Raw genomic sequence first — 20,561 nt, forward strand, 5'->3', positions numbered from 1 at the left:
TTGAAATTAGCTCCTACCGGGTATTGCCTTGCGGCTCTATATCCTCCGGCAGCTGCGGAATGATCCGGCCGATAATATCGGCCATCTCGGAGGCGAAGCCTGAGACCGGGTTGCCCTTGGAGATATGCTTGCCCATCTCGGCCAGTCTGCTGCTGAGGTCCATGTCGGCAGTCACCAGGACTCTTACGCCCCTCGGGTCCTTGCGGATCGCTTCGGCTACCGAATATTTCACGCTTCCGACCCGCGAACGGGTAAGGGCGCCGTCCACATCAATGCCGACCACGGCAAGGTTGTTCATGACGACACAGTGGACGCCTTCCACACCTGGGACTCTTCGCGCTAATTGTTCAAAATGATCCTTGAGTGCCACATCGCTGTCGCGCTTGCCTTCTGAAGGCTGTCCCGAGTCCGGGGTGGGCTCCTGTAGGGCTGTACCATCTTCCGACAATGTCCGCACTCCGCGGTTCCCCTGGCTGTTTAAAGTGCCAGCTGATTGTTTATCCTGAGGAGAGGGTGATGTCTCTTTATTAGCGATACCGCAGCTTGTCAGCAGCAGCAGTACCAGTAACAGACACATTGATTTTCTCATATGTGCGTACTCCTTTCAGCCTGAGAATTAGTGATTTACCTTATCTTGCCCTTGCTGAAAAGAGTTATGTATGATCAATCAAACCAGGCGCTGTGGAGGGGATAACATGAAAAAGATATTCGTACTGGACACTAACGTGCTGTTGCACGACCCCAATTCGATTTTTGCTTTCAAGGCGAATGAAGTGGTCATTCCTGCTGTAGTCCTGGAAGAAATCGACTCCAAGAAGCGTAATGCCGATGAAATCGGCCGTAACGCCCGCACCGTATCGCGTCTGTTAGACGGACTCCGGGAGCTGGGCCACCTGCATAGCGGGGTGGTACTGGACCACGGAGGCACGCTGAAGGTGGAGCTTAACCACCGCAGCTTCGTCAAGGTACAGGAGATGTTCGGCGAAGTCTCCAATGACAACCGGATACTCGCTGTCGCGCTCAATTATCTTCATGAGGAGAACGAGAAGGCTGACCCGAGTCCTGTGGTGCTTGTAAGTAAAGATGTTCTCGTCCGCATCAAAGCGGATGTGCTTGGTATAACTCCGGAGGATTATCTGTCCGACCGCACCGGCGATCTGAATGAGCTGTACTCCGGCTGCCAGTCGCTGATGGCCCATCCTTCACTGATTGATGAATATTACAGTCACCGGTTCCTGCCCACGAAGCAGCTGGCGCTGTCCTATCCGCTGTATCCGCATGAATTCGTCATTCTGAAGGATGAGATCGGCAGCGGCAAATCAGCGCTGCTGAAGGTCAACAGCGATGCCTCCCGTCTGGAGCCGCTCTATCTGGGCAACGATGCGGTATGGGGCATTAGTGCCCGGAATGCGCAGCAGCGGATGGCGCTTGAGCTTCTGCTGAATGATGACATTCCGCTGGTGACCATCACGGGCAAGGCGGGAACAGGCAAGACGCTGCTGGCGCTCGCCGCCGGATTGTTCAAGGTAGAGGATGAGCACAAATACAAGAAGCTGCTGATTGCCCGCCCGGTGGTTCCGATGGGTAAGGATATCGGTTATCTGCCGGGAGAGAAGGATGAGAAGCTCCGTCCATGGATGCAGCCGATTTATGATAACCTCGAATTCCTGTTCGACACCAAGAAGGCAGGGGATATCGATAAAATATTGATGGGTCTGGGAAGTATTCAGGTTGAGGCGTTGACTTATATCCGCGGCCGCTCCATCCCGTCGCAGTTCATTATCATTGATGAGGCGCAGAACCTGTCCCGCCACGAAGTGAAGACGATTGTCTCCCGGGCCGGCGAGGGCAGTAAGGTGATCCTGATGGGTGACCCCGAGCAGATAGACCACCCTTATCTGGATGCGGCGAGTAACGGACTCAGTTACATCGTTGAGAAGTTCAAGCAGCAGGGCATCAGCGGACATATTACACTGGAAAAGGGCGAGCGTTCGCATCTGGCCCAGCTGGCCGCCGATCTGCTGTAACCTTCTGAAACCAACTACCATTAAAAGCCGGGAGCTAACCACTCCCGGCTTTTGTATGCCCTCCCCCTTACGGCGGGAAGGGAGTTTCTGTGGTTAGCTGAAGCAATAAGGCGACAGCACCGGAGGGGAATTTTGGAACTGTAGGAGCGGGAGCGTCCGCCTTTGTATACGGATTTCAACCGCGAACAGCGGTTTGGATCAAGAAATCTGTATACAACAGCGGCCGGAAGTCCAAATATTCACCGTAGGTGCGGCTACCGCCAACTTGCTACCATGTTCCTTAGGTGCTCCCATCCCGCCGTTTCCTTCTATATAAAGAGAACGGTTTCACAACCCAAGACAAGCGCCTGCATCTCTGCTAAAATGAGGAATAAGAAACGCTGAAGGAGAGGGCGCATGTGCTGAAACGCAAAAATTACTGGCTGCTGTTTGCAGTTCTGCTGCTGGCTCTGACAAGCCTGTCACCCAGCATGGAGCTGAATACGGATCATAGAAGCTATCCGCCCAGACAGCCGCTGGACCAATCAGAGCGTCCTCCTTCAGGGGAAGCAGGGGAAATCGAGAGCCTCCAGATCCGCGTCTCGCTCAGTACGGAGGAGTTCAGCGTGCTGGAGCAGATTAGCAAAGAGTACACTTTATCCAGCGGAGTCAGCGTGAGCCTTAAGAATGTAGAGGCGGAAGACGGGGGAGCACAGGTGCGTGATGAACTAACCATTGGGACAAGCCCGGATATTGTGATGCTGGACGGCCACAGCATCTATGATCTGGCGACCCGGGGCTATTTGCTGCCGGTAGATATCTACCAGAGTGTTCCCGGGAGCACGCCGCTTACGATGCTGATTCCGCAGATGCAGTGGAACGGATATAACTGGGGAGTGCCGCTGGATATCGATCCCTATGTCCTTGTGTATTCGCCGGAGCGGCTCGCCGGAATGGGTTTTGCGGAGGTGCCTGCAAGCCTGGAGCAGTGGAATATGCTGCTAGGCCGGCTGAAGGAGGACCCGGAGAAGAAGCGTTATCTGCTGGCTATGGATACGCGGAATCCGTACGGATATGCCGCCGTACTGCATAGTATGGGCAGCAGTTTGCGCTCCGCCAGCCTTGAGCAGGCTCAGTGGACAGAAGCGGCGCGCAGCTATTTGTATCTGACCAGCCGGTTCAATAAGGAGATCTGGGAGCTGCTGCAGGATGGGAAGCTTGCGGTGGCGGCTGTGCCGCTCTCGGAGTGGGAGAAGCACGGGAATTCGACGCTGGCGGTGCAGATGCCGAAAAAGCAGGAGGGTATACCGAGCTACGAGGGTATTCACAGCCGTTTTTTTGCCCTTCCTGCACAATCCGGCAGTCCGGAAGCAGCGGTCAAATGGCTCGCCTACGTGACTTCAAGCACGGCCCAGCTGGAATGGTTGGAGAACACGGACCGTCTGCCGGCACTGGATGAGCTGTACCGGGCAACTCAGCCCAAGATTGGGAAGCTGCCAATGGAAGCCGGATGGTTCCTTGCAGAGGATAACACCCCCAGTCCCGGCTCTGAGGCAGAGTGGAACCGGAAGGCGGAGGCGGCGCTTGGTTTGTTAACCGGCAAGCTGAATGCCGCCGCTTATGAAGCGGTGGTAAAGCCTCCGTTAGAATGAGAGGGACAGCTTCACATGCAGGATGCCGTCCGAGCTTGAGACCTCGGTGGCCTGCAGGAAGGAGACAATCTTCGCCGGATAGAAGCCGAGATCGAATTCCTCCTCCAGAGCCTGGCGGGTGGTATCCGGCAGCTCCAGGCCATTGAATACCACATGATCAACATGGAACATCAATCCGTTGACAGGCTCCTGCTGTATGGTATAGCGGCCGGTCAGCGACAGCGACAAGCCCCCGCTTTTACCCGTTGCCGAGACTGAATTGTCCTTGAATGCAAACCGGAAATCCTGGAACAGCGGGTTCTGGGTTACGAGGAACTCATTCAGATCCTTTTCGGAAAGGGCCAGATTATAGGTCATCCCCTTGCGCACCAGCACGCCATCCCGGCTCTGGACGAACTCCGGCAGCTGCTTCATCGCAGAAGCCAGCGCTTTGAAATACTTCCGCACCTCATGCAGTCCGATATTCTCCCAATATTTACTGAACTCCTCCAGCAGCCGCTCCATACTCTGAGGATCTGTACTGGCCTGAATCCCGCCTGCAATCTCCTTATCTAAGGCAAGCATACGCTTCTGCTGCTCTTCGAGCGCCGTTTTGAGCTCTGACAGCTCCTGACTGCTGCGCCGGGCGGCCGTGAGTGTGCTTTTCAAATCCTTGTACTGCGTCTCATATTCCGTGAGCGTCTTCCGGTCTTGCCCCATAATAATCTCATAATAATCAAATAGAGCGATTAGCCTGCTGATGCTTTTGGCGGAGAGGAATGCGGTAAGAAGTCCATCCCGTTCCCCCATATAATAGGCCCGCACAACAGCACCTGCCCGTTCCTGCTGATCCGCGATATTATTCTGCTTGGCAGCAGCTTGCTCCTCCAGCTCAGCGGCTTTGTGCTCCAGCGTCTGTTGTTCTGCAGTAATCCGGGCAATCTCACGTTCAAGCTCTGCGGAGGACAGCGTCTGCTCCAGCAGCTTGCGGGTCTCTTCATCATCCGGCATAGAGGGCGGCGGAGCGCTGACTCCTGAAGGGGAGCCGGAACCGGCGGACAGATAGACCGGAGAAGCCGGCGGCATAGCGATGCAGGTGAGGATCAATATTGCTGCGAATAACCGGCGAACCGTATTACGGGATAACACTTGCACCACCACCTTGAACAGAGTTAGACAGGTATGTACTATTCATATGTTTCAGCCTGTTAAAATATCATACCCTGTTTTGCGTCTCCCCGAACTACAATTTTGCAAACAAAAAGAACGGAAATGCTCCCATAAAGCAAGAAGCCATATCCGTTCATTTCTATATATATGCGTTAGAGCGGCAATTCCATCTCAAATATCGTCCAATAGCTGAAGCCTGTAAACGTCAGGATCATATACCCCCAAAAGAGCAGAATGTAGGTCTTTTCTGTAAATTTCATATAGCCCAGAATCACAAAAAAAGCGGTTTGCAAAAAGAATAGCAGGGCCATTTCCGTGAGATTGCCGGCAAAAGCCATAAGTCCGATGGTGAGTGTAAAAAATCCTAATACGCGAAACATGCGGTCCAAGAGAGGGTCCCCCTTCCAGTATGAATCCGGCTAACAGCTGCTTTAGCTTTATTATAACGGCTCTCCAAAACACTGTAAACGAATTCATTGAAAAAAATTCAAAATTTCATAAAATATATGATTTTTATTATTGACACAAGCCTTTTGTTTCGAAAAGGAGAATTTATAGCAAAGGGAGTATGAGGTCCAGACAAATTGGCAATACAAATTAGTATCAAATAGATTCTATGAACTCTAATAGAGGCATAGAAATGGAGTAAGCAGCTTTTATCCCTATTCACTACCCGGCGGAGCTGCCGGTTCTGAAGATGGTTATTTCATGATGTTGTTAGGAGGGTTAGGCTTTATGACAGCCGTTAGACAGGATGCTTGGAGTGCAGAAGATGATCTGATATTGGCAGAAATAACGCTGCGTCATATCCGAGAGGGCAGCACACAGCTTGCTGCTTTTGAAGAGGTGGGTGAAAAAATTGGCAGAACGTCGGCTGCCTGCGGTTTCCGCTGGAACAGCTGCGTGCGCAAAAGCTACGAGGAGGCCATCGGGATTGCCAAAGGCCAGCGCCAGAAACGGAGCTATCTGAAAAAACAGCCTGCTTCGCGCGGGGCGCAGGTAGCCGGACTGATTCTCGGTGACATTGAGGAAGATTACAGCCGCAGCGAAGGATTAAGCGAGAACAGCTTGTCCATCGATGCCGTCATCCGCTTTTTGCGGCAATGGAAAGGAACGTTCCAGGAGGCCGGAAGACAGCTTAAGATGCTGGAGCGTGATCTGCGGGAGAAGGAAGAAGAGCTTTCAGAGCTGAGAGTGGAGAATGAACGCTTATCCAGAGAGGTTAATCTTGCCCAGAGCGATTACCGTGTGGTCAATGATGATTACAAGGCACTGATCCAGATTATGGACCGTGCCCGCAGGCTGGCTTTTCTGAATGAAGAGGATGAAGAGAAGACCCGCTTCAAAATGGATGCGAACGGAAACCTGGAACGGATTGAATAGAAGATTTAGGCAGCGAGCCCTGCGTCCGAATGCGTAACAGCAACGGATTAGCAGGGTTTTTTGTTTTGCTTTTGCAGAGACAGGCAGGATATAATTAGGAAAATTATTGGAGCTTGGCATGGCAGGGGGCAGGGTTAGTGAGAATAGATGTGATAGGTGCGGGGTCACTGGGGCTGCTGCTTGCAGGCCGGCTGATCGCCGGTGGGGCTGAAGTACGGATATGGTGCAGGGGGGAGGAGCAGAGCAGGGCATTATCCGAACGGGGGCTGACTGTCAGCTATGAAGATGGCAAGGAGGCGACACAGCTTCCAGGCGGGAGCTTCTCCGCTGCACCGGTAGAAGAATATACACAGTGTCAGCTGACTGAGCCGGGGGAGGTTACCTTGATTACGGTTAAGCAGAAGGTGCTTCATGAAGCTCTGCCTGCGATTCTCCGGCCGCTAAGAGACAGGAAGCTTGTAATCATAGGCTTTCAGAACGGCTGCGGACATCTGGAGCTGCTCGGGGGTCTGCTGCCGCAATCATCCATCTGGGCAGCTGTAACGACAGAGGCGGCGAAGAGGAAAACATTAACAGAGGTTATTCATGCCGGCAAAGGGGAAATATGTATAGGGAAGAGCAGCTCTCCTATAAATATTCATGAAACTGACCGGCAGGCATCTGAGCCTACGGCGATAATTAGTTTCATAGAAGCTCTTGCCTCAGCAGGATTTCACGCTTCTCTGTCGAAAGAAGTGGATACCATCATTTACCGGAAGCTCTTGATCAATGCTGTAATTAATCCTTTAACCGCCATTTGGCGGGTTCAGAACGGCGAATTGCTGGCCTCCCCTGCACGTGTACACCTTATGAAGGAACTGTATACAGAGGCAATCGGGATATTCGAGGCCTGCGGGATCACCCTAGAGCAGGGTGCCTGGGAAGCCATTCTTGAAGTATGCCGTGCGACCTCGGGCAATACATCATCGATGCTGGCTGACGTACTTGCTGCAAGGGAGACGGAAATCCGCTGGATTAACGGAAGCATTGTGAATATGGGGCTGCGGCAGGGCGTTCAGGCTCCGCTGCACCGCTGGATCTGCGGACTGGTAGAAGGCATGACTGTGAGGGAGGGGTGAAGCTGTTTGGAATTTCTCCGGAATTCGTTCGGCGTGTTAAGCGTTATTCCGATTGTTCCTTTTTTGATTGTGTATTTCGCAGGAATCGGGCTGAGGCATGATAAGAGGAAAACGATGATGCTGGCGATGGATGTAACTACCTTATTTTTATTGCTGTCAGTTTCGGGACTGTTTAATATCATTTTTGACTCAACCTTTGGATTCTTTCTTATACTACTTATTGTATTAATATCCGCCGGACTGATTGGCGGCGCGCAAAACCGTCTCAAAGGAGGGGTGGACGGAAAACGGTTACTTCGTGCTGTGTGGCGGCTTTCTTTCTTTTTCCTGGGCGTAGGTTACGTATTATTTATGGTGGTAGGCCTCATTCAATACATATCACAAGCGATGTAACGTTCCACTGCTCCGGTGAAGCGTCAACGTCACAAAATTTTAAAGAATTAAAAAAAAGTCGTTTTCAGAAAATATTGCTCTAGATTTTTTTGACCACTGGTTGTATAATCATAAACCATATACCACATTCTATTTAGGGGGAACTGCTAGATGAAGAAGAGTAAAAGTCTATTGCTCATGATCGCAATGGTTCTCGTGATCGGCACAGTGCTTGCTGGCTGCGGCGGTAACAAGAACAATGCGAACAGCGGCACCAATGCAGCGGCGACGACTGCACCAGAGGGCAGCACGAACACAGGAACAACAGGTGACGAGAAGCTGGCTGCTGACCAGACACTTAGAGTCAACCTGACTGCAGAACCACCTACGTTTAACCCTGCACAAGCTCAGGACAGCCAAGCCAACACCGTCCTGAAAACTATGTATGAAGGCCTGACCCGCATGAATGATGAAACTGGCCAAGCTGAGCCGGGTATTGCTGAAAAGTGGGATATTTCCGCTGACGGACTGGTATATACGTTCCACCTGCGTGATGCACAGTGGAGCAACGGTGACCCTGTAGAAGCTGCTGATTTCGTTCGCGCATGGAAAATCGTGCTCGACCCTAACACAGATCCTACTGCACCTTACGCTTATCAATTGTACTACCTGAAGAATGGTGAAGAATACTACACTAAGAAAGTTGCAGATTTCAACGAAGTGGGCGTAAAGGCTGTAGATGCGAAAACTCTTGAAGTTACGCTGAAAGCACCAACTCCTTACTTCCTTGGCCTTCTGTCCTTCTATACTTATTACCCTGTACACAAATCCGTTGAGGGTAATGCTAAATGGGCTACAAGCAAAGACACTATGATCACTAACGGTGCGTTCACACTGACTGAGTGGACTACCGGCCAATCCCTGCAAGTTAGCAAGAACGATAAATACTGGGATGCTGCCAACATCAAGCTGGCTAAAATCGACTTCTCCCTGGTTAACAGTGGAGCAACTGAACTCTTGAGCTACAAGAACGGCGAGCTTGACCGCGCTGGCGCACCTCACGGTGAAATCCCGCAAGAACAGGTGCCAATCGTACAAAAAGAGCTTCCTAACGAATTCCAGAGAAAAGGTATCGCAAGTACCTACTACTATGAATTCAACATCACTGAAAAACCTTTCAATAACGTTAAAATCCGTAAAGCATTGGCTATGACAGTTAACCGTCAATCCCTGATTGACAACGTAACACAGGGCGGACAGCTTCCGGCATTCGGGTATGTACCTCCAGGTATCGCGGGCGCTGACGGTGAATACCGTACTGCAGTTAAAGACGATTACTTCAAGGAAGATATTGAAGGAGCCAAAGCATTGCTGAAAGAAGGTCTGGCTGAAGAAGGTCTGACTGAGCTGCCACCAATTGAATTGTCTTACAACACAAGTGAAGGCCACAAGAAAATCGCTTTGGCTGTAGCTGATATGTGGAAACAGGCTCTGGGTATCACTGTTAACACGGTGAACCAGGAGTGGGCAGTATTCATCGACAACCGTCAGAACCTGAACTACCAGATCGCACGTGCCGGCTGGACTGCGGATTACAATGATCCAATGACCTTCCTGGATATGTGGGTAACAGGCGGTGGTAACAATGATACAGGTTACGCTAACCCTGAGTATGACAAGCTGATTCAAGAAGCGAAAACAAGCTCTGACCTGGCAAAACGCCAAGAATTGTTTGCTCAGGCTGAGAAAATGATCATTCAGGATGACATGATCCTGATTCCGTTCTACTACTACACCAACAACTCCCTGACTAAAGAGTACCTCAAAGGTGTAACTCTTGACTTCAGCGGTGCCATTGACTTCACTCGTGCTTACTTGCTTGAGCACTAAGAAATGCAGAACCTTCAGTTTATGAACTGAATAGTGATAGTCTGAAGGGAGCTTTACACTTCGGGATATATATGTGGAATTCCATATATATCCCTTTTTTTTGCATTTCGGGCTTTTTGTTAAAGATTTCACTAACTTACAAAATAAGAAATTAGACAAAAGGCCATTTTTTTCATAAAATCTAATTATGTGTCTCAAAAAAGTCAAAGGAGGTGTTGATGGGGATGGTTCGTTATATTGCCAATAAGTTTTTCTATATGCTTGTTTCGCTATTTGTGCTGATTTCAGCGACCTTTTTTCTGATGAAAGCTATTCCGGGGGACCCGTTTACTTCTGAAAAGAAGATTCCACCAGAAATAAAAGCGCGTTTATACGAGCAATATGGATTGGACAAGCCGCTCTATCATCAGTATTTCAAGTATTTGGGTGACATTGCCCAGGGTGATCTGGGTGTATCCATGAAGCGTCTGAATCAGGATGTAACACACCTGATCGGCCAGACATTCTCGGCGTCTCTGAAGCTGGGGCTTATCGCAATTCTTGTGTCGGTTATTGTCGGAGTCTTCCTCGGCATGATGGCGGCACTCTATCACCGTAAGTTTATTGATAGTGCAGCAATGGTGCTGGCGGTGCTGGGGATTGCGGTTCCGAGCTTTGTAGTCGCCTCGCTCCTGCAATATGTGTTTGCTTACAAGTTCCACATGTTCCCTGTCTCCGGGTTCAAAGGGCCAATGTATTATGTCCTCCCGGTAACGGCGTTATCAGCGCAGCCTATAGCCTTCATAGCGAGGCTGACGCGCTCCAGTATGCTGGAGGTCCTGCATGCAGATTACATTAAGACGGCTAAGGCCAAAGGCCTAAGCTGGGCAGCCATCTTGAGCCGCCACGTGCTGCGTAACGGAATTCTGCCGGTGGTAACCTATATGGGACCTATGACGGCTAACATCGTAACCGGTTCGGTCGTTATTGAGCAGATCTTCGGTGTCGGCGGGATCGGCAAGCAATTTGTCGAAGCGATTGGCGTCCGTGATTATACCGTTATTATGGGGATTACCATCTTCTATGGTGTACTGCTTATGGTAGCGCGGTTTATCACTGACATTGCTTATGTGTTTATAGATCCGCGTATCAAACTATCTGGCGGAAAGGAGGGCTAACGAGTGGCTTCTGACAAAAACTTGGTATCGCAGGATGCGAACCTGAAACCGGAAGATTTCCGTAAGGTCGGAGTTGATGAACGACAAGCTGAAGTCATTCAGCGCGAAAGTCTGTCCGCCTGGCGGGATTCCTGGGAGCGCCTGCGCCAGAACAAAATGGCAATGACAGCTCTGGGGGTTCTTGGACTGATCGTACTGGCTGCAATTTTTGCGCCGTTCTTCTCAAAGTTCAATTACTACTCTAACGATTTGCTCAACACGAATAAGCCCCCATCATCCGCTCACTGGTTTGGTACAGATGATCTGGGGCGCGATATCTTTGTCCGTACCTGGTACGGCGCACGAATCTCACTGATTGTCGGCCTTGCCGCTGCTGCCATTGACCTTTTCATTGGGGTTATCTACGGCGGAATCATGGGTTATTTCGGTGGCCGTGTAGACAATATCATGAATAAGATCTCTGAAATTCTGTACTCCATTCCATACCTGCTGGTAGTTATCCTGCTGCTGGTTGTACTTGAACCAAGCCTTGGTACCATTATCCTGGCGCTGACGATAACAGGCTGGATTACGATGTCCTGGATTGTGCGCGGCGAGATTATGCAGCTGAAGAACCGTGAGTTCGTATTGGCTTCGCGTTCGATGGGTGCAGGGTCCAAGCGGCTGCTATTCAAGCATCTTTTGCCGAATGCGGTTGGACCGATTATTGTAACGATTACGCTGTCCGTGCCGAATGCCATCTTTGCCGAAGCGTTCCTGAGTTTCCTTGGTCTTGGTGTACAGGCTCCGGTAGCTTCACTCGGATCGATGATCAATGACTCGCTGACCGGCTGGCTTTACTATCCGTGGCGTTTCCTGTTCCCTGCGATTCTTATCAGTTTAACGATGCTTTCCTTTAATATTTTTGGTGACGGTCTGCGTGATGCGCTTGACCCTAAGCTGAAGAAATAGAAATACACTATGGTGGAACCCATGCGGCAAAGATATTGGCATGATATTTCAAGACCCGATGACTTCTTTGAACCCAATGATCCAAGTGGGCAATCAGATAACCGAAGTTTTGATTAACATCAGAATATGCTAGCGGCCGAAGCGAATCATTAAGCTGTTGAAATGCTGAAGCTAGTAGGCATTATGAAAGCGGAGGCTCGCTTTAACCAATATCCCCACGAATTCTCCGGCGAAGTGCAGCAATTCGCTTGGGATCTCCATCATCCTGAATACACTGAACCCCGGCGCAGTTGCCGGGACAGATGAGAGGGTTATCTTAATACACCAATGGTCTTGTGCGGCACTGCAGCATAAGACCTCACAGAGTTCAGTGATACGCTTATAGCGCACTGCTGAAATCTGCATTCGATGGCCAAGGAGGTGCAGTTCGTTTGAGTAAGAATCTGAGCAAGAATCTGATTGAAGTAGAAGGTCTTAAGAAATATTTCAATGTGGGCAAAGGAAGAGTTCTTAAGGCAGTTGATAATATTAGCTTCTCGATCCGCGAAGGCGAAACCCTGGGGATGGTAGGGGAGTCGGGCTGCGGCAAGACAACTGCCGGCCGTACCGTTCTCCGCTTGTATGAACCGACTGCGGGAAGCGTGAAATACAATGGTACAGATATCTACAAATTGTCCGGCGGCAAGATGAAGGCGATGCGGCGGGATATGCAAATGATTTTCCAGGACCCGTATGCCTCGCTTAACCCACGGTTCACCGTGTCTGATATTATCGGTGAAGCACTGGATATTCACAATCTGGCCGGAAGCCGGCAGGAACGCAAGAAGCGGATTGAAGAGCTGCTGGATATGGTTGGACTTAACCATGACCATGCCACCCGTTATCCGCATGAGTTCTCCGGCGGACAACGCCAGCGTATCGGGATTGCCCGCTCGCTTGCCGTGAACCCTAAGTTCATCGTCTGTGACGAGCCGATCTCGGCACTGGACGTATCCATCCAGGCGCAGGTCGTTAACCTGCTCAAGGAGCTGCAGGATCGTCTTGGACTGACTTATCTCTTCATCGCGCATGACTTGTCCATGGTTAAGCATATCAGTGACCGTGTGGCCGTTATGTACCTGGGCAAAATGGTAGAGCTGGCGGAAAGCGAAGAGTTGTACGCTAATCCGATCCATCCGTATACCAAATCCCTGCTCTCGGCGATTCCGGTTCCGGACCCAGAGGTTGAAGCCAACAAAAAACGCATTCATCTGCATGATGAGCTGGGCAGCCCGATTTATGCAGCCGGCGAGAAAACAAATGACAGCGATTATGAGCTGGTTGAGGTGTCCAAGGGACATTTCGTAGCCAAGCAATTTGCCTAAACTTAAAATGGCAGGCGGAACGTAGGCGGGAGCATTCAGCTCTCGCCTATTCTTTCAATTTACGGATATCCTTCAAAAGGATGGCGTATATTACTTTGACGCCACACTCAACTTTGGATACAATCATAAAGGGTTTACCGATTTATGAATTACATATAGCAGCGGGTTATTGCAGAACAAGGAGGCCATTATCAATGAATGTTGTACCGGAACCACTGCCGGGCGGATCTGCGCTCGCCAGTGACTATATACATCAATACGAAACAGTAGGACATTTGTATGGCGGGGACTTCCGCAGCCAGGAGAGCCGGGAAGACCGCGCAGCGTGGCTTGATTGTACAGGAAGCTTGCGGGCAGAACGCGCAGAGGTTGTATCGTACCTGCGCAGCTACAACGGGAAATACAATACCCATGAAGCCGTCCTCCGCTCGATAGAATTGCTGGAACAGCCGGATACCCTAGTGGTGACAGGCGGCCAGCAGAGCGGCTTGTTCACCGGCCCGCTCTTTGTGGTCTATAAAGCCATTACTACGATTCAGGCGGCCCGAGAGGCAGCGGCCCAGCTTGGCCGGCCGGTCGTTCCGCTGTTCTGGATTGCGGGTGAGGATCATGACTGGGATGAAGTCAATCATACCTATGTGCTGAACCGGACAGGCGAAATTACCCGTATTAAGCTGGATAAAGGCGAAGGACCCCGGTCCTCGGTCAGCGAGATCCAGGTAGATGCCGAGAGCTGGCTTCAGGCGGTTACGCAGCTGGACGGCTTATTGCAGGACAGTGAATTCAAACTGCAGCTGATGGAGCTGGTTACGGCTGCATCCACGGGCGCCGGGAATATGACGGAGGCATTTGCCAAGCTAATGGGGTCTTTGTTCGGCAAATTCGGACTGATTCTGCTGGATTCGGCCGATCCTGCGCTGCGCAGGCTGGAAGCGCCCATGTTCGCTTCCATGATCGAACGGAATGACGAACTGGAGGCGGCCTATCTTGCAGCGGCTGAACGGATTAAGGCGAGCGGATATGAGCTGCAGGCTGATGTGACGCCCGGCAATGCGAATCTTTTCTATATTCATGAAGGTGCAAGGCTTCTGCTCCATAAGGTGGAGGGGCGGTTCGCAGACCGGAAGGCGACTGTCTCATTCTCTCGTTCCGAGCTGCTGGAGCTGCTGGAGAGCCATCCCGAACGGTTCAGCAACAATGTGCTAACCCGTCCGCTGATGCAGGACTATGTACTTCCTGTACTTGCTACGGTGCTTGGACAAGGGGAAATGGCTTACTGGGCCATTCCGCATCAAGCCTTCAGGGTGCTGGATGGACAGATGCCGCTGATTATTCCGCGCATGTCTTTTACAGTGATTGAGGGAACGCTTCGCAAGCATATGGATAAATACGGCTTATCCTTCACGGATGTGCAGACTGGTCTGGATGATAAACGCAAGGCGTGGCTGAACGCTCAGGATGAGCTGAAGCTCGAAGACAAATTCGAAGAGATCAAATCAGCATTCTCCGGGATGTATGAGCCGCTGATCGAACAGCTTGGCAGTATTCAGGCGGGCCTGCTGAAGCTGGGCAGCAATAATAAGGATAAGATTATTGACCAGATCTCCTTCCTGCAGGGCAAAGCTCTGGATGCGATGGAGAAGCAGAATGAGGCTGCGCTGCGCCAGTGGGAACGGATTGAGCTATCGCTAATGCCGCTGGGCAAGCTTCAGGAGCGGGTCTACAATATGATGTATTATCTGAACCGGTACGGGCTGGAATGGCTGGAGGAATTGATGGCTGTGCCTGCTGACTACAGCGGAACACACCGTATTATTTATATGTAAGCAAATTATTCTAGGGGGTCCTACCATGAGTTCATTATCCAAGCAAAACAGTATTGTTGCCGATATGTCGCTTGCACCCGAGGGGCATCTCAAAATCGACTGGGTTCGCCAGCATATGCCGGTACTGAACCGTATCCGTGAGCAGTTCGAAGCCGAGCAGCCGTTCAAGGGGCTCAAGGTATCGATCACCCTTCACCTGGAAGCCAAGACTGCTTATCTGGCCAAGGTAGTGCAGGCTGGCGGCGCTGAGGTAACGATTACAGGGTCCAACCCGTTATCTACCCAGGACGATGTGTGCGCTGCGCTTGTTGAGGACGGCATTACGGTGTTCGCCAAGTACAACCCCTCCCCGGAGGAGTTCAAAGCACTGAACATCAAGGCGCTGGAGAGCAAGCCTGACCTGATTATTGATGACGGCGGTGATTTCGCCACCCTGCTGCACTCCGAACGACCCGACCTGATGGAGAATATCCGTGGTGGTGCTGAGGAGACAACTACCGGTATCATCCGCCTTAAGGCACTGCAGAAGCAAGGAATGCTAAAGTTCCCGATGGTGGCTGTAAATGACGCCTATTGTAAATATTTGTTCGATAACCGATATGGCACAGGACAATCGGCATGGGACGGCATTGTTCGCACTACGAACCTGATTGTGGCCGGCAAGACCGTGGTTGTGGTGGGATATGGCTGGTGCGGCAAAGGGGTAGCGATGCGGGCCAAGGGGCTTGGGGCGAACGTAATTGTTACGGAAGTGGATGCAATTAAGGCGGTAGAGGCGCATATGGACGGCTTCCATGTCATGCCGATGCTCGAAGCTGCGAAGCACGGTGATTTCTTCGTTACAGTCACAGGTAACCGTTATGTGATCCGTGGTGAGCATTATGATGTGATGAAGGATGGCGCGATTCTCTGCAATGCCGGACATTTCGATGTGGAAGTCAACAAGCCGGAGCTGGCTGAGCGCTCAGTGTCGCAGCGGACGGTGCGCAAGAATATCGAAGAGTATCAGCTGAAGGATGGACGCAAGCTGTACCTCCTGGCCGAAGGACGTCTGGTGAACCTTGGCGCAGCCGATGGCCATCCGGCAGAGATTATGGATACCACCTTCGCACTCCAGGCATTGTCCCTTAAATATGTGAATGACAATTATAAGAGTATTGGTGTCAAAGTGGAGAATGTTCCCTATGAGCTGGATGAGCAGGTAGCGCGTTACAAGCTGGAAAGTCTGGGGATATCCATCGACAGCCTGACACAGGCGCAAGTCGAGTATCTGGACAGCTGGAATCTGAACGACTAAGGATATGGATCTGCACGAGCCCGGAGCCAATCACATTGGCCCGGGCTTTTGCGTGTCCGCAGGGGATGCAGGAATAGCCTCTTGACAAATAAGAAAAAATTACCTTGCTCCGGAAAAAGGTTTTTGATTTTTAATGGCGAATCTATTATGCTTAGGTGGTGAAAAGTGGGGCAAAGTGGGGAATCGGGATGTAGAGGTGGGAATAGATCATGTTTATGGGGGAATACCAGCATACCATTGACGATAAAGGACGGATCATTATCCCGGCCAAATTCCGTGACATGCTTGGAACCTCCTTCGTGGCGACCCGCGGCCTGGACTCCTGCCTGTTTGTTTATCCCATGGAAGAATGGGGAATCATGGAGCAAAAGCTTAAAAGCCTTTCACTGATGAAATCGGATGCCCGTGCCTTCAGCCGCTTTTTTTTCTCGGGAGCGACGGAGTGTGTATGGGACAAGCAAGGCAGGGTGAATCTGCCGGGAAACTTGCGGCAATATGCCAAGCTGGACAAGGACTGTGTTATTCTGGGCGTTTCGAACCGGGTGGAGATCTGGAACAAGGAGCTATGGGAGCAGTACTTCGAACAGTCAGAGGAATCGTTCAACGAAATCGCCGAGAAATTGGTGGATTTCAATTTTGATCTATAAAACATAACATTTCGAATTACTGCCTTGGAGGGATGCAGCTTGTTTCACCACATCACGGTACTAAAAGAAGAAGCGACAGAAGGGCTGCACATCAAGAAGGATGGCCTATATGTAGATTGTACGCTCGGGGGAGCCGGGCACAGCGCCCTTATCGCATCCAAGCTTAGCGGCGGGGGACGGCTGATCTGTCTGGATCAGGATGACTGGGCACTGAACAACGCGAAGGAGAGATTATCCGGATACGGCGACAAGGTGGTGACCGTCAAGACCAACTTCCGCGATCTGGAGCAGGTGCTGAAGGGATTGCCATTTGTTCCGCAAAAGGATGGAGTTCCCCAAGTAGACGGGATTCTCTTTGATCTGGGAGTATCCTCTCCGCAGTTTGATGAAGGGGAACGGGGCTTCAGCTACAACCATGACGCTCCGCTGGATATGCGGATGGACCAGTCGGCGCAGCTGAGCGCGGCGGATATCGTCAACACCTGGAGTGAACAGGAAATCGCCAGGGTGCTTTTCCAGTATGGAGAAGAGAAATTCTCCCGGCGGATTGCCCGGAAGATTGTAGAGCGCAGGGAAGAACGTCCGGTGGAGAGCACCGGAGAGCTGGCCGAGCTGATTAAGGAAGGCATTCCTGCGGCGGCAAGAAGGACCGGAGGACATCCGGCCAAGCGGAGCTTTCAGGGGCTGCGGATTGCTGTCAATGATGAGCTGGGCGCTTTTGAGGAAGGGCTGCATGCCGCTGTACGCTGTCTGGCGCCTGAGGGAAGGGTGTCTGTTATTACCTTTCACTCGCTGGAGGACCGGATCTGCAAGCAGATTTTCAGCAGCTATCTGAGCCGTTGCACTTGTCCGCCTGACCTTCCGTACTGCGTGTGCGGTGCCGAAGGCACCCTGAAGCTGATCAACCGCAAGCCGATTGTGCCGGGGGAAGAAGAGCTGGAGCTTAACTCGCGTGCCCGTTCAGCCAAGCTGCGTATCGCAGAGAAATTGTAGATGACGATAAAGGAGAATCAGAGATGGCTTATACCCGCGGTAATTTAGCAGTTCAACCCAAGAGAAAACAAGAGACCAACCCGCTCTACCGTGAGAAAAAGAAAGTTGTTACCACGCGGAGAGTGCTTCCGCTGCAGGAGAAGCTTATGTACCTGCTGACACTGGGAGCTTTTATTCTGGTAGCAGCCGCCCTGATCTGGCGTTACGTCCATATTTACGATTTGAATATGCAGGCCCAGAAGCTGGACAGCGAAATCGCCAATAACAAAAAGCAAATTGCCACCTATCAGATGGAGAAGCAGACGCTGGAGCAGACGATTGTCCCGCGGGCGAAGGAAATGGGCTTTGTGGTCCCTTCTGAGGACTCTACTATCTATGTTCCGCTTAACAGCCAGGCTACTGACAAAGCCGGTAAATAATCAGCGATGAACGGCAATCGCAATAATAGAGGTTGTGAGGTACCTTATGGTTAAGAGAATCAAACTTCGCACGCTGTTTATAGGAGGGTGTATTACCCTCTTTTTTCTTGTTTTAGTCGCCAGAGTATTCTGGATTCAGGTTCTGCAAGGCAAGGAGTGGCAGGAGACTGCAGCTAAGCAGTGGGCCCACACTTCAACCATCAAGGCTGTCCGCGGGGTGATCGAAGACCGTAACGGCAGTGTTCTGGCAAGCGATGTGCCGGCCTACACGGTGGTGGTTAACCCTGAGGTCATTGCCGAGAAAAAGATCGGTGAAGAGGTGATTCAGGGCCTGCATGAGCTGCTGAACAAGCCGGTGGATGAGTTGAAGAAGCTGGTGGAGGCCAAGGATAAAGACGGGAAATATCTGAAGAACCGCGAGATCCGTAATGAGGGCTGGAAAATCGATGAGGAAATGAAAGATAAAGTGACGGCTTTCGTTGAGAAGCTCAAGAAGGAGCATGATACGCTGGAGACCGGAGTCGGACTCGTCAGGGAGCAGAAGCGCTATTATCCGAAGGGGGCGCTCGCTGCACATATTCTGGGATATACCGACAGGGACGGCAAAGCGATGATGGGACTGGAAAAGCTCCTGAACAAACAGCTCTCCGGTACGGACGGCAAGCTGAATTACCAGAGTGACGGCAAGGGCATCAAGCTGCCCGATTCGAAGGATACGTTCCAGCCTGTGGTCAATGGAAGCAACTACAAGCTGACGATTGACAGCACGATTCAGTTCTATATTGAAGAGGCTATGAAAAAGGCGTATGCGGAGTATAAGCCGAAGTCGATCAGTGTTATTGCTGCCGACCCGAAGACGATGGAGATTCTGGGTCTGGCCAATATGCCTACCTTTAACCCAAATGAATATTATGATCAGAATCAGGATGCAGCCGGCTTCTATAACCATGCTATTATGACGAGATTTGAACCGGGTTCAACGTTCAAGATTGTACCGCTGGCGGGTGCTGTGCAGGAGAAGCTGTTCAATCCGAATGCCACCTTCCAGTCCGGTTCCGTCCGGATTAAGGGATACAGCAAGCCTATCTATGATATGAACAGAGCCGGTTACGGAACCATTAGTTTCCTCGAAGGAGTTAAGCGGTCGAGTAACGTTGCGTTCGTCAAGCTCGGTTATGAGATGCTGGGCAAAGAGAAGCTGCTGCAGTATATTACGGATTTCGGGTTCACTGAAAAGACAGGCATTGACCTCCCGGGAGAGGTTACGGGTATTGTCAACCCTGATCCGAACAGGGCGGTAGAGAATGCAACGCTTGCCTATGGACACGGTAAGCTGCTGGTGACTCCGATTCAACAGCTTGCAGCCGTCGCGGCGATTGCGAACGGCGGCAAACTGCTCGTGCCGCATGTGGTGAAGGAGGTTACCGATCCGAACACCGGCAAGACTACGGTCACGCAGACAGAGGTTGTGCGTCAGGTACTATCCGAGGCAAGTGCCCGTGAGACAAGCAGCTATCTGGAGCAGGTAGTGGCCGATCAGCAGCACGGAACCGGCCGGCATGCCTATATTGAGGGATACCGGGTAGCAGGTAAGACAGGTACGGCGATCAAGCCGGATGGTAAGGGCGGGTATGACCGCGATAAGGTCCGCTCCTCCTTCCTCGGTTATGCACCAGCCAATGACCCTAAGATCGCAGTCTTCGTCATTATTGACGAACCTGCCGATGCGGCCGGCGGGGGTGCGGCGGCGGGTCCGGTCTTCAAAGATATCGTCTCCCAGGCGCTTCCTTATATGGGCGTACCCAAAGCGGGGGATGTCACAGGCCCTGCTGACAAGAAGACGGTGAAGGCCGAGGCTGTGGTCCAGCGCAAAGCGCCGGATCTGACCGGCAAGACGGTGAAGGCGGCGAGACAACTGCTCATTAATCAGGGCTTTGATTTTGAAGCTGTAGGCCAAGGGGCAAATGTGGTCAGCCAGTATCCTGAGAAGGGCACCGTACTGACCGCCGGACAGCGCATCTATCTGTTAAGCGAGCAGGGAGAGAACGTGACGCTTCCTGATCTGCGCGGGCAGTCTCTGCGCGATGCGCTGGAGATTCTGAACCTGCTGAAGGTCGGGATCTCCATTGAGGGAGAAGGCTATGTCACAGAGCAGAGCCAGGCCAAGAGTAAAGGGAAAACGCAGGTATCACTTACGCTTAGCCCTCTCAATGAATACGGCGAGAATATACCTGTTGCCTTAGCCGGTGATGCCGATAAGGAAGAAGCTGCAGAGTAACACCCTAATAGGCTTGTTCTAACCCCTGTTTGTCCCGAATAGTCATGAAGGTAAGAGAT

The 20,561-nt window shown here is 51.5% G+C and carries 18 protein-coding genes and 1 pseudogene; 16 read left to right on the forward strand and 3 right to left on the reverse strand.

All coding sequences use genetic code 11. The annotated features are described in order from the left end of the window. Positions 1-13 precede the first annotated feature (13 nt). Positions 14-589, reverse strand: coding sequence for a YhcN/YlaJ family sporulation lipoprotein (locus NSS64_RS04775; protein ID WP_341139373.1), 576 nt, complete (start codon positions 587-589; stop codon positions 14-16). Positions 590-695: 106 nt separating this feature from the next. On the opposite strand from NSS64_RS04775, the gene NSS64_RS04780 reads away from it, so the two are divergent. Further along, on the forward strand, positions 696-2,027 hold the full coding sequence (locus NSS64_RS04780) for a PhoH family protein (protein WP_036724299.1): 1,332 nt from the start codon (positions 696-698) through the stop codon (positions 2,025-2,027). 398 nt (positions 2,028-2,425) lie between these two features. Beyond that, the gene (locus tag NSS64_RS04785; protein ID WP_341139374.1) at positions 2,426-3,658 is read left to right on the forward strand and encodes an extracellular solute-binding protein; all 1,233 of its coding nucleotides are present in this window, start codon (positions 2,426-2,428) and stop codon (positions 3,656-3,658) included. Here the strand turns inward: NSS64_RS04785 and NSS64_RS04790 are convergent. After that, entirely contained in the window at positions 3,650-4,786 is a 1,137-nt protein-coding gene (locus tag NSS64_RS04790; protein ID WP_340938886.1) for a coiled-coil domain-containing protein, read from the reverse strand. The genes NSS64_RS04785 and NSS64_RS04790 overlap by 9 nt on opposite strands. A 173-nt stretch (positions 4,787-4,959) precedes the next feature. Continuing rightward, positions 4,960-5,196 carry a DUF2626 family protein gene (locus tag NSS64_RS04795; RefSeq protein ID WP_036724295.1) on the reverse strand — a complete coding sequence of 79 codons (237 nt, stop codon included), beginning with the start codon at positions 5,194-5,196 and terminating at the stop codon, positions 4,960-4,962. Positions 5,197-5,542: 346 nt separating this feature from the next. Between NSS64_RS04795 and NSS64_RS04800 the strand changes: the two genes are divergently transcribed. The 14 genes and pseudogenes from NSS64_RS04800 (at position 5,543) to NSS64_RS04865 (ending at position 20,502) form a co-directional block, all read left to right on the forward strand. Continuing rightward, positions 5,543-6,190 carry an RsfA family transcriptional regulator gene (locus tag NSS64_RS04800; RefSeq protein ID WP_340938887.1) on the forward strand — a complete coding sequence of 216 codons (648 nt, stop codon included), beginning with the start codon at positions 5,543-5,545 and terminating at the stop codon, positions 6,188-6,190. A 137-nt stretch (positions 6,191-6,327) separates the two neighbouring features. After that, entirely contained in the window at positions 6,328-7,308 is a 981-nt protein-coding gene (locus NSS64_RS04805; protein ID WP_341139375.1) for a ketopantoate reductase family protein, read from the forward strand. 6 nt (positions 7,309-7,314) lie between these two features. Further along, complete coding sequence (locus NSS64_RS04810; RefSeq protein ID WP_036690228.1) at positions 7,315-7,701, forward strand: DUF3397 domain-containing protein; 387 nt, start codon at positions 7,315-7,317, stop codon at positions 7,699-7,701. A gap of 150 nt (positions 7,702-7,851) precedes the next feature. Continuing rightward, positions 7,852-9,570 (forward strand): peptide ABC transporter substrate-binding protein, encoded by a 1,719-nt coding sequence (locus NSS64_RS04815; RefSeq protein ID WP_341139376.1) that lies wholly within the window; start codon positions 7,852-7,854, stop codon positions 9,568-9,570. A 224-nt stretch (positions 9,571-9,794) separates the two neighbouring features. Beyond that, positions 9,795-10,727: an ABC transporter permease gene (locus tag NSS64_RS04820; protein ID WP_340938890.1), complete on the forward strand. Its 933-nt coding sequence runs from the start codon at positions 9,795-9,797 to the stop codon at positions 10,725-10,727. Positions 10,728-10,730: 3 nt separating this feature from the next. Further along, positions 10,731-11,678: an ABC transporter permease gene (locus tag NSS64_RS04825; protein WP_341139377.1), complete on the forward strand. Its 948-nt coding sequence runs from the start codon at positions 10,731-10,733 to the stop codon at positions 11,676-11,678. 25 nt (positions 11,679-11,703) lie between these two features. Next, a pseudogene (locus tag NSS64_RS04830) lies at positions 11,704-11,927 on the forward strand (peptide ABC transporter ATP-binding protein); the annotation flags it as partial. Between the two features lie 194 nt (positions 11,928-12,121). Next, positions 12,122-13,042: an ABC transporter ATP-binding protein gene (locus tag NSS64_RS04835; RefSeq protein ID WP_036724386.1), complete on the forward strand. Its 921-nt coding sequence runs from the start codon at positions 12,122-12,124 to the stop codon at positions 13,040-13,042. 194 nt (positions 13,043-13,236) lie between these two features. Next, the gene (gene bshC / locus NSS64_RS04840; RefSeq protein ID WP_341139378.1) at positions 13,237-14,868 is read left to right on the forward strand and encodes a bacillithiol biosynthesis cysteine-adding enzyme BshC; all 1,632 of its coding nucleotides are present in this window, start codon (positions 13,237-13,239) and stop codon (positions 14,866-14,868) included. A 25-nt stretch (positions 14,869-14,893) separates the two neighbouring features. Beyond that, positions 14,894-16,165 carry an adenosylhomocysteinase gene (locus NSS64_RS04845; protein WP_340938893.1) on the forward strand — a complete coding sequence of 424 codons (1,272 nt, stop codon included), beginning with the start codon at positions 14,894-14,896 and terminating at the stop codon, positions 16,163-16,165. Between the two features lie 209 nt (positions 16,166-16,374). Beyond that, positions 16,375-16,812, forward strand: coding sequence for a division/cell wall cluster transcriptional repressor MraZ (mraZ, locus tag NSS64_RS04850; protein WP_036724286.1), 438 nt, complete (start codon positions 16,375-16,377; stop codon positions 16,810-16,812). Between the two features lie 39 nt (positions 16,813-16,851). Then, positions 16,852-17,805, forward strand: coding sequence for a 16S rRNA (cytosine(1402)-N(4))-methyltransferase RsmH (gene rsmH / locus NSS64_RS04855; protein ID WP_340752294.1), 954 nt, complete (start codon positions 16,852-16,854; stop codon positions 17,803-17,805). 23 nt (positions 17,806-17,828) lie between these two features. After that, on the forward strand, positions 17,829-18,224 hold the full coding sequence (locus NSS64_RS04860; protein WP_341139379.1) for a hypothetical protein: 396 nt from the start codon (positions 17,829-17,831) through the stop codon (positions 18,222-18,224). Positions 18,225-18,270: 46 nt separating this feature from the next. Next, on the forward strand, positions 18,271-20,502 hold the full coding sequence (locus NSS64_RS04865) for a penicillin-binding transpeptidase domain-containing protein (protein ID WP_341139380.1): 2,232 nt from the start codon (positions 18,271-18,273) through the stop codon (positions 20,500-20,502). Positions 20,503-20,561 lie beyond the last annotated feature (59 nt).

Source organism: Paenibacillus sp. FSL H8-0122, from assembly GCF_038005345.1.
GTDB lineage: Bacteria > Bacillota > Bacilli > Paenibacillales > Paenibacillaceae > Paenibacillus_AQ.